This is a genomic window from Escherichia sp. E2748 (assembly GCF_005781125.1).
GTDB lineage: Bacteria > Pseudomonadota > Gammaproteobacteria > Enterobacterales > Enterobacteriaceae > Escherichia.
On sequence record NZ_VATP01000001.1, the window covers coordinates 462,441 to 475,923 of the forward strand.

The 13,483-nt window shown below is 51.3% G+C and carries 10 protein-coding genes; all 10 read left to right on the top strand.

Annotated features, from left to right (window positions below; translation table 11 throughout):
• Entirely contained in the window at positions 1-1,437 is a 1,437-nt protein-coding gene (gene cpsB / locus FEK42_RS02080; protein ID WP_130260003.1) for a mannose-1-phosphate guanyltransferase, read from the top strand.
• Positions 1,438-1,629: 192 nt separating this feature from the next.
• Positions 1,630-3,000, top strand: a complete 1,371-nt coding sequence (gene cpsG / locus FEK42_RS02085; RefSeq protein ID WP_135492767.1) for a colanic acid biosynthesis phosphomannomutase CpsG — start codon at positions 1,630-1,632, stop codon at positions 2,998-3,000.
• A 54-nt stretch (positions 3,001-3,054) separates the two neighbouring features.
• Positions 3,055-4,449 (top strand): undecaprenyl-phosphate glucose phosphotransferase, encoded by a 1,395-nt coding sequence (gene wcaJ, locus FEK42_RS02090; protein WP_000183107.1) that lies wholly within the window; start codon positions 3,055-3,057, stop codon positions 4,447-4,449.
• Position 4,450: 1 nt separating this feature from the next.
• Positions 4,451-5,929: a colanic acid undecaprenyl disphosphate flippase WzxC gene (wzxC, locus tag FEK42_RS02095; protein ID WP_135492766.1), complete on the top strand. Its 1,479-nt coding sequence runs from the start codon at positions 4,451-4,453 to the stop codon at positions 5,927-5,929.
• 179 nt (positions 5,930-6,108) lie between these two features.
• Positions 6,109-7,389, top strand: coding sequence for a colanic acid biosynthesis pyruvyl transferase WcaK (gene wcaK, locus FEK42_RS02100; protein ID WP_135492765.1), 1,281 nt, complete (start codon positions 6,109-6,111; stop codon positions 7,387-7,389).
• Positions 7,386-8,606: a colanic acid biosynthesis glycosyltransferase WcaL gene (wcaL, locus tag FEK42_RS02105; RefSeq protein WP_135492764.1), complete on the top strand. Its 1,221-nt coding sequence runs from the start codon at positions 7,386-7,388 to the stop codon at positions 8,604-8,606. Before wcaK ends, wcaL begins: the two co-directional genes overlap by 4 nt.
• Positions 8,607-8,616: 10 nt before the next feature.
• A complete protein-coding gene (wcaM, locus tag FEK42_RS02110; protein WP_135492763.1) occupies positions 8,617-10,011 on the top strand; it encodes a colanic acid biosynthesis protein WcaM in 1,395 nt (464 codons plus the stop codon).
• 174 nt (positions 10,012-10,185) lie between these two features.
• Positions 10,186-11,079, top strand: coding sequence for a UTP--glucose-1-phosphate uridylyltransferase GalF (gene galF / locus FEK42_RS02115; RefSeq protein WP_000183029.1), 894 nt, complete (start codon positions 10,186-10,188; stop codon positions 11,077-11,079).
• Between the two features lie 372 nt (positions 11,080-11,451).
• Positions 11,452-12,537 (top strand): dTDP-glucose 4,6-dehydratase, encoded by a 1,086-nt coding sequence (rfbB, locus tag FEK42_RS02120; RefSeq protein ID WP_131161401.1) that lies wholly within the window; start codon positions 11,452-11,454, stop codon positions 12,535-12,537.
• Entirely contained in the window at positions 12,537-13,436 is a 900-nt protein-coding gene (gene rfbD / locus FEK42_RS02125; RefSeq protein WP_135407170.1) for a dTDP-4-dehydrorhamnose reductase, read from the top strand. Before rfbB ends, rfbD begins: the two co-directional genes overlap by 1 nt.
• Positions 13,437-13,483 lie beyond the last annotated feature (47 nt).

The following is a 13,483-nucleotide window of genomic DNA, read 5'->3' on the forward strand; positions in this document are numbered from 1 at the left end:
ATGGCGCAGTCGAAACTCTATCCAGTTGTGATGGCTGGTGGCTCCGGTAGCCGCTTATGGCCGCTTTCCCGCGTACTTTACCCCAAGCAGTTTTTATGCCTGAAAGGCGATCTCACCATGCTGCAAACCACCATCTGCCGCCTGAACGGCGTGGAGTGCGAAAGCCCGGTGGTGATTTGCAATGAGCAGCACCGCTTTATTGTCGCGGAACAGCTGCGTCAACTGAACAAACTCACCGAGAACATTATTCTCGAACCGGCAGGGCGAAACACTGCACCCGCCATTGCGCTGGCAGCACTGGCGGCAAAACGTCATAGCCCGGAGAGCGACCCATTAATGCTGGTGCTGGCGGCGGATCATGTGATTGCCGATGAAGATGCTTTTCGCGCCGCCGTGCGTAACGCCATGCCGTATGCCGAAGCGGGCAAACTGGTGACTTTCGGCATTGTGCCGGATCTACCAGAAACCGGATATGGCTATATTCGTCGCGGTGAAGTGTCGGCGGGTGAGCAGGATACGGTGGCCTTTGCAGTGGCGCAGTTTGTCGAAAAACCGAATCTGGAAACCGCGCAGGCCTATGTGGCAAGCGGCGAATATTACTGGAACAGCGGCATGTTCCTGTTCCGTGCCGGACGCTATCTCGAAGAACTGAAAAAGTATCGCCCGGATATTCTTGATGCTTGTGAAAAGGCGATGAGCGCCGTCGATCCGGATCTCGATTTTATTCGTGTGGATGAAGAGGCGTTTCTCGCTTGTCCGGAAGAGTCGGTGGATTACGCGGTCATGGAACGTACGGCAGATGCCGTCGTGGTGCCGATGGATGCGGGCTGGAGCGATGTCGGTTCCTGGTCCTCTTTATGGGAGATCAGCGCTCACACTGCGGAAGGCAATGTTTGCCACGGCGATGTGATTAATCACAAAACTGAAAACAGCTATGTGTATGCCGAATCTGGCCTGGTCACCACCGTCGGGGTGAAAGATTTGGTGGTAGTGCAGACCAAAGATGCGGTGCTGATTGCCGACCGTAATGCGGTGCAGGATGTGAAAAAAGTGGTCGAGCAGATCAAAGCCGATGGTCGCCATGAGCATCGGGTGCATCGCGAAGTGTATCGCCCGTGGGGTAAATATGACTCTATCGACGCGGGCGATCGCTACCAGGTGAAACGCATCACCGTGAAACCGGGTGAGGGCTTGTCGGTACAAATGCACCATCACCGCGCGGAACACTGGGTAGTGGTCGCGGGAACGGCAAAAGTCACCATCAACGGTGATATCAAACTGCTTGGTGAAAACGAGTCCATTTATATTCCGCTGGGGGCGACGCACTGCCTGGAAAACCCGGGGAAAATTCCGCTCGATTTAATTGAAGTGCGCTCCGGCTCTTATCTCGAAGAGGATGATGTGGTGCGCTTCGCGGATCGCTACGGACGGGTGTAAACGTCGCATCAGGCGCTGGCTGTCGGATGCGGCGTGAACGCCTTATCCGACCTACGGTTCGGGTTTGTAGGCCTGATAAGACGCGGCAGCGTCGCATCAGGCAATGAATGCGAAACAGCGATGTAAATAACGACAAAAACAAAATTGGCCGCTTCGGTCAGGGCCAACTATTGCCTGAAAAAGGGTAACGACATGAAAAAATTAACCTGCTTTAAAGCCTATGATATTCGCGGAAAATTAGGCGAAGAACTGAATGAAGATATTGCCTGGCGCATTGGTCGCGCCTATGGCGAATTTCTTAAACCGAAAACCATTGTGTTAGGCGGTGATATCCGCCTCACCAGCGAAACCTTAAAACTGGCGCTGGCAAAAGGTTTACAGGATGCGGGCGTCGATGTGCTGGATATTGGCATGTCCGGCACCGAAGAGATCTATTTCGCCACGTTCCATCTCGGTGTGGATGGCGGCATCGAAGTTACTGCCAGCCATAATCCGATGGATTACAACGGCATGAAACTGGTGCGCGAAGGGGCTCGCCCGATCAGCGGTGATACCGGACTGCGCGATGTCCAGCGCCTGGCAGAAGCCAACGACTTTCCTCCCGTCGATGAAACCAAACGTGGTCGCTATCAGCAAATCAATCTGCGTGACGCTTACGTTGATCACCTGTTCGGTTATATCAACGTCAAAAACCTCACGCCGCTCAAGCTGGTGATTAACTCCGGGAATGGCGCAGCGGGTCCGGTGGTGGACGCCATTGAAGCCCGCTTTAAAGCCCTCGGCGCGCCTGTGGAATTAATCAAAGTGCACAACACGCCGGACGGCAATTTCCCCAACGGTATTCCTAACCCGCTGCTGCCGGAATGCCGCGACGACACTCGCAATGGAGTCATTAAACACGGCGCAGATATGGGCATTGCTTTTGATGGCGATTTTGACCGCTGTTTCCTGTTTGACGAAAAAGGGCAGTTTATCGAGGGCTACTACATTGTCGGCCTGCTGGCAGAAGCGTTCCTCGAAAAAAATCCCGGCGCGAAGATCATCCACGATCCCCGTCTTTCCTGGAACACCGTTGATGTGGTGACTGCCGCAGGCGGCACGCCGGTGATGTCGAAAACCGGACACGCCTTTATTAAAGAACGTATGCGCAAGGAAGACGCCATCTACGGTGGCGAAATGAGCGCCCACCACTACTTCCGTGATTTTGCTTACTGCGACAGCGGCATGATCCCGTGGCTGCTGGTCGCCGAACTGGTGTGCCTGAAAGAGAAAACGCTGGGCGAACTGGTGCGCGACCGGATGGCTGCGTTTCCGGCAAGCGGTGAGATCAACAGCAAACTGGCGCAACCTGTTGAGGCGATTAACCGCGTCGAACAGCACTTTAGCCGTGAGGCGCTGGCAGTGGATCGTACCGATGGCATCAGCATGATCTTTGCCGACTGGCGCTTTAACCTGCGCTCTTCCAACACCGAACCGGTGGTGCGCCTGAATGTGGAATCGCGCGGTGATGTGCCGCTGATGGAAGCGCGAACGCGAACTCTGCTGACGTTGCTGAACGAGTAATGTCGGATCTTCCCTTACCCCATTGCGGGTAAGGGGCTAATAACAGGAACAACGATGACAAATCTAAAAAAGCGCGAGCGAGCGAAAACCAATGCATCGTTAATCTCTATGGTGCAACGCTTTTCAGATATCACCATCATGTTTGCCGGACTATGGCTGGTTTGCGAAGTCAGCGGACTGTCATTCCTCTACATGCACCTGTTGGTGGCACTGATTACGCTGGTGGTGTTCCAGATGCTGGGCGGCATCACCGATTTTTATCGCTCATGGCGCGGTGTTCGGGCAGCGACAGAATTTGCCCTGTTGCTACAAAACTGGACCTTAAGCGTGATTTTCAGCGCCGGACTGGTGGCGTTCAATAATGATTTCGACACGCAACTGAAAATCTGGCTGGCGTGGTATGCGCTGACAAGTATCGGACTGGTGGTTTGCCGTTCGTGTATTCGCATTGGGGCGGGCTGGCTGCGTAACCATGGCTATAACAAGCGCATGGTCGCGGTGGCGGGGGATTTAGCCGCCGGACAAATGCTGATGGAGAGCTTCCGTAATCAGCCGTGGTTAGGGTTTGAAGTGGTGGGCGTATACCACGACCCGAAACCAGGCGGCGTTTCTAACGACTGGGCGGGCAATCTGCAACAGCTGGTCGAGGATGCGAAAGCGGGCAAGATTCATAACGTCTATATTGCGATGCAAATGTGCGACGGCGCGCGCGTGAAAAAACTGGTCCATCAACTGGCGGATACCACCTGTTCGGTGCTGCTGATCCCTGATGTTTTTACCTTCAATATTCTCCATTCACGCCTCGAAGAGATGAACGGCGTACCGGTGGTGCCGCTATACGACACGCCGCTTTCCGGAGTTAACCGCCTGCTCAAACGTGCGGAAGATATTGTGCTGGCAACGCTGATCCTGCTGCTGATCTCCCCGGTGCTGTGCTGCATTGCGCTGGCGGTGAAACTCAGTTCACCGGGGCCGGTTATTTTCCGCCAGACTCGCTACGGCATGGATGGCAAGCCGATCAAAGTGTGGAAGTTCCGTTCCATGAAAGTGATGGAGAATGACAAAGTGGTGACTCAGGCGACGCAGAACGATCCGCGCGTCACCAAAGTGGGGAACTTTCTGCGTCGCACCTCGCTGGACGAATTGCCGCAGTTTATCAATGTGCTGACCGGGGGGATGTCGATTGTGGGTCCACGTCCGCACGCGGTGGCGCATAACGAACAATATCGCCAGCTCATTGAAGGCTACATGCTGCGCCATAAGGTGAAACCGGGCATTACTGGCTGGGCGCAGATTAATGGCTGGCGCGGCGAAACCGACACGCTGGAGAAAATGGAAAAACGCGTCGAGTTCGACCTTGAGTACATCCGCGAATGGAGCGTCTGGTTCGATATCAAAATCGTTTTCCTGACGGTATTCAAAGGCTTCGTTAACAAAGCGGCATATTGATATGAGCTTACGTGAAAAAACCATCAGCGGCGCAAAGTGGTCGGCGATTGCCACGGTGATCATTATCGGCCTCGGGCTGGTGCAGATGACCGTGCTGGCGCGGATTATCGACAACCACCAGTTCGGTTTGCTTACTGTGTCGCTGGTGATCATCGCGCTGGCAGATACGCTTTCTGACTTCGGTATCGCTAACTCGATTATTCAGCGAAAAGAAATCAGCCACCTGGAACTCACCACGCTGTACTGGCTGAACGTCGGGCTGGGGATCGCGGTGTGCGTGGCGGTGTTTTTGTTGAGTGATGCCATTGGTGACGTGCTGAATAACCCGGACCTGGCACCGTTGATTAAAACATTGTCGCTGGCGTTTGTGGTGATCCCCCACGGGCAGCAGTTCCGCGCGTTGATGCAGAAGGAGCTGGAGTTCAACAAAATCGGCATGATCGAAACCAGCGCTGTGCTGGCGGGCTTCACTTTTACGGTGGTTAGCGCCCATTTCTGGCCGCTGGCGATGACCGCGATCCTCGGTTATCTGGTCAATAGTGCGGTAAGAACGCTGCTGTTTGGCTACTTTGGTCGCAAAATTTATCGCCCCGGTCTGCATTTCTCGCTGGCGTCGGTGGCACCGAACTTACGCTTTGGTGCCTGGCTGACGGCGGACAGCATCATCAACTATCTCAACACCAACCTTTCGACGCTGGTGCTGGCGCGTATTCTTGGCGCGGGCGTGGCAGGGGGATACAACCTGGCGTACAACGTGGCCGTTGTGCCGCCGATGAAGCTGAACCCAATCATTACCCGCGTGTTGTTTCCGGCATTTGCCAAAATTCAGGACGACACCGAAAAGCTGCGCATTAACTTCTACAAGCTGCTGTCGGTGGTGGGGATTATCAACTTTCCGGCGCTGCTCGGGCTGATGGTGGTGTCGAATAACTTTGTACCGCTGGTCTTTGGTGAAAAGTGGAACAGCATTATTCCGGTACTGCAATTGCTGTGTGTCGTGGGGCTTCTGCGCTCCGTGGGTAACCCGATTGGTTCGCTGCTGATGGCGAAAGCGCGGGTCGATATCAGCTTTAAATTCAACGTATTCAAAACATTTCTGTTTATTCCGGCGATTGTTATCGGTGGGCAAATGGCGGGCGCGATCGGGGTCACGCTTGGCTTCCTGCTGGTGCAGATTATCAACACCATTCTGAGTTACTTCGTGATGATTAAACCGGTGCTCGGCTCCAGTTATCGCCAGTACATCCTGAGTTTATGGCTGCCGTTTTATCTCTCGCTTCCGACGCTGGTGGTCAGTTATGCGCTGGGCGTATTGCTGAAAGCACAACTGGCGCTGGGGATGCTGCTGGCGGTGCAAATAGCCGCGGGCGTGCTGGCGTTTGTGGTGATGATTGTGCTGTCGCGCCATCCGCTGGTGGTGGAAGTGAAGCGTCAGTTTTGTCGCAGCGAAAAAATGAAAATGCTTTTACGGGCGGGGTGAATTGTTGTTTTCAGTTCCGGCAACGGTTGCCGGATGCGGCGTAAAACGCCTTATCCGTCCTACGGTTCTGTGCTCGGGACCTGTAGGCCTGATAAGACGCACCAGCGTCGCATCAGGTAAAAAGCGGCAACGAACACAACAAGCACAGCCTCACCTGGCATCAAATTTATGAGGAAAAAATGAAATTACTTATTCTGGGCAACCACACTTGCGGCAATCGCGGCGACAGCGCCATCTTGCGCGGCCTACTTGATGCCATCAACATCCTCAATCCACACGCCGAAGTGGACGTGATGAGCCGCTATCCGGTCAGTTCTTCCTGGCTGCTCAATCGCCCGGTAATGGGCGATCCGCTGTTCCTGCAAATGAAACAACACAACAGCGCGGCGGGCGTTGTCGGGCGCGTTAAAAAAGTCCTCCGTCGGCGCTACCAGCATCAGGTATTGCTTTCCCGTGTGACCGACACTGGCAAGCTGCGTAATATCGCTATCGCCCAGGGATTCACCGACTTCGTGCGCCTGCTGTCAGGTTACGACGCCATTATCCAGGTCGGCGGATCGTTTTTTGTCGATCTCTACGGCGTGCCGCAGTTTGAACACGCACTTTGCACGTTTATGGCAAAAAAGCCGCTGTTTATGATTGGTCATAGCGTCGGTCCATTCCAGGATGAGCAATTTAACCAACTGGCGAACTACGTCTTTGGTCACTGCGACGCGCTGATCCTGCGCGAATCGGTCAGTCTTGAACTGATGAAACGCAGCAATATCACTACCGCAAAAGTTGAACATGGCGTCGATACCGCGTGGCTGGTCGATCACCACACAGAAGATTTCACCGCCAGCTATGCTGTTCAACACTGGCTGGACGTTGCCGCACAACAGAAAACGGTGGCAATTACCCTGCGCGAACTGGCACCGTTCGACAAACGTCTCGGCACCACTCAGCAAGCGTATGAAAAAGCCTTTGCCGGGGTGGTCAATCGCATTCTCGACGAAGGCTATCAGGTGATTGCGCTCTCCACCTGTACGGGCATCGACAGCTATAACAAAGACGACCGCATGGTGGCGCTCAATCTGCGCCAGCATATCAGCGATCCTGCTCGTTACCACGTGGTGATGGATGAACTCAACGACCTGGAAATGGGCAAAATTCTTGGTGCCTGTGAACTCACCGTCGGTACGCGCCTGCACTCTGCCATTATCTCAATGAACTTTGCCACTCCGGCGATTGCCATCAACTACGAACATAAATCCGCCGGGATTATGCAGCAGCTGGGACTGCCAGAGATGGCAATTGATATCCGTCATTTACTGGACGGCAGCCTGCAAACGATGGTTGCGGATACCTTAGGCCAGCTTCCGGCGCTGAACGCGCGACTTAACGAAGCCGTCAGTCGCGAACGTCAGACAGGAATGCAGATGGTGCAATCTGTGCTTGAGCGCATTGGGGAGGCGAAATGAAGGTCGGCTTCTTTTTACTGAAATTTCCGCTGTCGTCGGAAACCTTCGTTCTCAACCAAATTACCGCGTTTATTGATATGGGCTTTGAGGTGGAGATTGTCGCGCTGCAAAAAGGCGACACCCAGAACACTCACGCGGCATGGACGAAATATAACCTTGCCGCCAGAACCCGCTGGTTACAGGACGAACCACAAGGCAAAGTAGCGAAACTGCGGCACCGCGCCAGCCAGACCTTACGCGGCATTCATCGTAAAAATACCTGGCAGGCGCTCAACCTCAAACGCTATGGTGCCGAGTCGCGGAACCTGATTTTGTCTGCTATTTGCGGCCAGGTCGCAACACCGCTTCATGCCGATGTCTTTATCGCTCATTTTGGCCCAGCGGGGGTAACCGCAGCAAAACTACGCGAACTGGGTGTCATTCGCGGCAAAATTGCGACTATCTTCCATGGCATTGATATCTCCAGTCGGGAAGTGCTCAACCACTACACTCCCGAATATCAACAACTGTTTCGCCGTGGCGACCTGATGTTACCGATAAGCGATCTGTGGGCCGGAAGGCTGCAAAAAATGGGCTGCCCAAGGGAAAAAATCGCCGTATCGCGCATGGGCGTAGATATGACGCGCTTTAGCCCGCGTCCCGTGAAAGCGCCCGCAACACCGCTGGAAATCATTTCCGTCGCACGCTTAACCGAGAAAAAAGGCCTGCACGTGGCGATTGAAGCCTGCCGTCAGTTGAAAGAGCAGGGCGTGGCATTTCGCTATCGCATCCTCGGCATTGGCCCGTGGGAACGACGGCTGCGTACCCTCATCGAACAATATCAACTGGAAGATGTGGTGGAGATGCCGGGCTTTAAACCGAGCCACGAAGTGAAGGCGATGCTCGACGACGCGGATGTTTTCCTGCTGCCATCGGTAACGGGTGCGGATGGCGATATGGAAGGCATTCCGGTGGCGCTGATGGAAGCGATGGCGGTCGGCATTCCGGTTGTTTCTACTCTGCATAGCGGAATACCGGAACTGGTGGAGGCCGATAAATCCGGCTGGTTGGTGCCTGAGAACGATGCTCGCGCACTGGCGCAACGACTGGCGGCGTTTAGCCAACTGGACACCGACGAACTGGCTCCGGTCGTCAAACGCGCGCGCGAAAAAGTCGAACACGATTTTAACCAGCAGGTGATTAACCGAGAACTCGCCAGCTTGTTGCAAGCTTTATAGAGGAGAACGCATGCCATTTAAAAAACTCTCCCGACGCACCTTCCTGACGGCAAGCTCGGCGCTTGCCTTCCTTCATACCCCTTTCGCCCGTGCACTTCCTGCCCGACAAAGCGTTAATATCAACGACTACAATCCACACGACTGGATCGCCTCATTTAAACAGGCTTTCAGCGAAGGGCAAACGGTCGTCGTGCCTGCCGGATTGGTTTGTGACAATATCAACACCGGCATCTTCATTCCTCGTGGCAAAACGTTACACATCCTTGGAAGCCTGCGCGGCAACGGCAGAGGGCGATTTGTCTTACAGGACGGAAGCCAGGTGACAGGGGAGGAGGGCGGCCGTATGCATAACATCACCCTGGATGTGCGCGGTTCTGACTGCACCATTAAAGGGTTGGCGATGAGCGGCTTTGGCCCGGTAACGCAGATTTATATCGGCGGCAAAAATAAACGCGTCATGCGCAACCTGACCATCGATAACCTGACCGTCAGCCACGCTAATTACGCCATTTTACGCCAGGGATTTCATAACCAGATTATCGGTGCCAACATCACCAATTGTAAGTTCAGCGATTTACAGGGCGACGCTATTGAATGGAATGTAGCAATCAATGATCGCGACATTTTGATATCTGACCATGTCATCGAGCGCATCAACTGTACTAACGGCAAAATCAACTGGGGTATTGGCATAGGACTGGCAGGAAGTACTTACAATAATAACTACCCGGAAGACCAGTCGGTTAAAAACTTTGTCGTGGCGAATATCACGGGATCGGATTGTCGGCAACTGATTCATGTTGAGAACGGCAAACACTTCATCATTCGTAATATCAAGGCTCATAATATTACGCCAGCTTTCAGCAAGAAAGCGGGTATTGATAACGCCACGGTAGCGATATATGGATGTGATAACTTTGTTATTGACAATATAGAAATGACAAAGAGTGCCGGAATGTTAATCGGTTACGGAGTCATTAAAGGTAAGTATCTCTCAATACCACAAAACTTCAGATTGAATAATATTCATCTTGATAACACTAACATTGCCTGGAAATTGCGCGGAATCCAAATTTCCGCAGGGAATGCCGTCTCATTCGTGGCGTTGACCAACATTGAAATAAAGCGTTCTTCGCTGGAGCTTCACAACAAGCCGCAACACATTTTTATGCGTAATATCAACGTAATGCAAGAATCCACTGCGGGGCCGGCATTGACCATGAATTTCGACCTGCGAAAGGACGTTCGTGGTGTCTTTATGGCAAAGAACGAGACGCTACTGTCGCTGGTAAATGTTCATGCAGTGAATGAAAAGGGACACAGTTCAGTCGATATCGACAGGATTAATCACCATGTCGTTAATGTGGAAAATATTAACTTTAAGCTGCCGGAACGGGGCAGGTAGATTTGCGACCATTCCTGGAAAAATAGAACCATACTTAGGAATAACGCTACTGCAATCTTGAGCGAAGCGGCGTAACATCGGAAGTAAATCAGTAATCAATTCAGGGGAATTGATGCTGGCGAAAAAAATCGAACAAGCTATAATTCAGCAACCATTTTACAGGTGGATGAAATAATGACGAATTTAAAAGCAGTTATTCCTGTAGCGGGTCTTGGGATGCATATGTTGCCTGCAACTAAGGCGATTCCTAAAGAGATGCTACCGATCGTCGACAAGCCAATGATTCAGTACATTGTTGACGAGATTGTGGCTGCAGGGATCAAAGAAATCCTCCTGGTAACTCATGCGTCCAAGAACGCAGTCGAAAATCACTTCGATACCTCTTATGAATTAGAATCTCTCCTTGAACTGCGCGTGAAGCGCCAGCTGCTGGCGGAAGTACAATCTATCTGCCCGCCAGGTGTGACCATTATGAACGTGCGTCAGGGGGAACCTTTAGGTCTGGGCCACTCTATTTTGTGTGCCAGACCAGCCATTGGCGATAACCCGTTTGTCGTGGTGCTGCCGGATGTTGTTATCGACGACGCCAGTGCCGATCCGCTGCGTTACAACCTGGCAGCAATGATTGCGCGCTTTAACGAAACTGGCCGCAGCCAGGTTCTGGCAAAACGCATGCCGGGCGATCTCTCTGAATACTCCGTCATCCAGACCAAAGATCCGCTTGATCGCGAAGGCAAAGTCAGCCGCATTGTTGAATTTATCGAAAAACCGGATCAGCCGCAGACCCTGGACTCAGACATCATGGCTGTAGGGCGTTATGTGCTTTCTGCCGATATTTGGCCTGAGCTGGAGCGTACTCAACCTGGAGCATGGGGACGTATTCAGTTGACTGATGCCATTGCTGAGTTGGCGAAAAAACAAGCAGTTGACGCAATGCTGATGACTGGGGACAGTTACGACTGTGGTAAGAAAATGGGTTATATGCAAGCGTTTGTGAAGTATGGACTGCGTAACCTGAAGGAAGGCGCTAAGTTCCGCAAAGGCATTGAGAAGTTGTTAAGCGAGTAACAAATTCCTGACTGGAAGTGTCGGTCAGTAAGAAATTAAAAACGGCAGTGAAGATTCATAGCATAAGTTTTGCTCATTGAATCTCACTGCCGTTGTTGTTTTTATAAATATAATGAAAACAGTATGTTAGCTTGCAATCATAGTTCAAATTTTTCCAGGATTTTCCTTGTTTCTACAGCTGTTTGGTAAGACAATTAGCGTTTGAATTTTTCGGATTTGGCACGAGTGGGTTACGCTCGTCACATCGTGGAAATGTACGCAGTGCTCTGGTAGCTGTTAAGCCAGGGGCGGTAGCGTGCATTAATGCATCTATTAATCAAATCTGGAGCAGTCTATTTCACAGCATGCTCTCTGGCTATATGGAATAAAAAAGTGAAGATACTTGTTACTGGTGGCGCAGGATTTATTGGTTCTGCTGTTGTTCGTCACATAATAAATAATACGCAAGATAGTGTTGTTAATGTCGATAAATTAACCTACGCCGGAAATCTGGAATCGCTCGCTGAAATTTCTGATTCTGAACGTTATTCATTTGAGCATGCAGATATCTGCGATGCCGCAGCGATGGCTCGTATTTTTTCACAACACCAGCCAGATGCGGTGATGCACCTGGCGGCTGAGAGCCACGTTGACCGCTCAATAACTGGCCCGGCGGCATTCATTGAAACTAATATTGTAGGAACTTACGTACTTTTAGAAGCAGCGCGCAATTATTGGTCTGGTCTGGATGATGAAAAGAAAAAAAACTTCCGCTTTCATCATATTTCTACTGATGAAGTGTATGGTGACTTACCCCATCCGGATGAAGTAAATAGCAATGAAACGTTGCCGTTATTTACGGAAACGACAGCATACGCGCCAAGTAGTCCGTATTCTGCTTCTAAAGCGTCAAGCGATCATTTGGTTCGCGCATGGAAACGTACTTATGGTTTACCGACAATTGTGACTAATTGCTCGAACAACTATGGTCCTTATCATTTCCCGGAAAAGCTTATTCCACTGGTTATTCTTAATGCACTGGAAGGTAAGGCATTACCTATTTATGGCAAAGGAGATCAGATCCGCGACTGGTTGTATGTAGAGGATCATGCTCGAGCGTTGTATACCGTAGTTACTGAAGGTAAAGCGGGGGAAACCTATAACATTGGCGGACACAACGAAAAGAAAAACATCGATGTTGTGCTGACTATTTGTGATTTGTTGGATGAGATAGTACCGAAAGAGAAATCTTATCGTGAGCAAATTACTTATGTTGCTGATCGCCCAGGGCATGATCGCCGTTATGCAATCGATGCCGATAAAATTAGCCGTGAATTGGGCTGGGAACCGCAAGAAACGTTTGAGAGCGGGATTCGAAAGACAGTGGAATGGTACCTGTCCAATACAAAATGGGTTGATAATGTGAAAAGTGGCGCCTATCAATCGTGGATTGAACAGAACTATGAGGGCCGCCAGTAATGAATATCCTCCTATTCGGCAAAACAGGGCAGGTTGGTTGGGAATTGCAGCGTGCTCTGGCACCGCTGGGTAATCTGATTGCTCTTGATGTTCACTCCACTGATTATTGTGGTGATTTTAGTAATCCCGAAGGTGTAGCTGAAACCGTAAGAAGCATTCGGCCTGATGTTATAGTCAACGCAGCCGCTCACACCGCAGTAGACAAAGCAGAATCAGAACCGGAATTTGCACAATTACTTAACGCGACAAGTGTCGAAGCGATTGCAAAAGCAGCTAATGAAGTCGGCGCTTGGGTTATTCACTACTCTACTGACTACGTATTTCCGGGGACCGGTGAAATACCGTGGCAGGAGACGGATGCAACAGCACCTTTGAATGTTTATGGTGAAACTAAACTAGCCGGAGAAAAAGCGTTACAAGAACATTGCGCAAAGTATCTTATTTTCCGTACCAGCTGGGTATATGCAGGTAAAGGAAATAACTTCGCCAAAACAATGTTACGTCTGGCAAAAGAACGCGAAGAGTTGGCTGTGATAAATGATCAGTTTGGCGCACCAACAGGTGCCGAATTGCTGGCTGATTGCACCGCTCATGCCATTCGCGTAGCAGTAGACAAACCAGAAGTTGCTGGTTTGTACCATCTGGTTGCTGGCGGTACAACAACCTGGCACGATTATGCCGCTCTGGTATTTGAAGAAGCACGCAAAGCAGGGATCAACCTTGCTCTTAACAAACTTAACGCCGTGCCAACAACGGCCTATCCCACACCAGCCCGTCGACCACATAACTCTCGCCTCAATACAGAAAAGTTTCAGCAGAACTTTGCGCTTGTCTTGCCTGACTGGCAGGTGGGCGTGAAACGTATGCTCAACGAATTATTTACGACTACGGCAATTTAACAAATTTTTGCATCTCGCTTATGATGCCAGAGCGGGATGAATTAAAA

Coding starts and splice junctions, on each gene's coding strand:
- cpsB (WP_130260003.1), top strand. CDS start 1: ATGGCGCAGTCGAAACTCTATCCAGTTGTGATGGCTGGTGGCTCCGGT.
- cpsG (WP_135492767.1), top strand. CDS start 1,630: ATGAAAAAATTAACCTGCTTTAAAGCCTATGATATTCGCGGAAAATTA.
- wcaJ (WP_000183107.1), top strand. CDS start 3,055: ATGACAAATCTAAAAAAGCGCGAGCGAGCGAAAACCAATGCATCGTTA.
- wzxC (WP_135492766.1), top strand. CDS start 4,451: ATGAGCTTACGTGAAAAAACCATCAGCGGCGCAAAGTGGTCGGCGATT.
- wcaK (WP_135492765.1), top strand. CDS start 6,109: ATGAAATTACTTATTCTGGGCAACCACACTTGCGGCAATCGCGGCGAC.
- wcaL (WP_135492764.1), top strand. CDS start 7,386: ATGAAGGTCGGCTTCTTTTTACTGAAATTTCCGCTGTCGTCGGAAACC.
- wcaM (WP_135492763.1), top strand. CDS start 8,617: ATGCCATTTAAAAAACTCTCCCGACGCACCTTCCTGACGGCAAGCTCG.
- galF (WP_000183029.1), top strand. CDS start 10,186: ATGACGAATTTAAAAGCAGTTATTCCTGTAGCGGGTCTTGGGATGCAT.
- rfbD (WP_135407170.1), top strand. CDS start 12,537: ATGAATATCCTCCTATTCGGCAAAACAGGGCAGGTTGGTTGGGAATTG.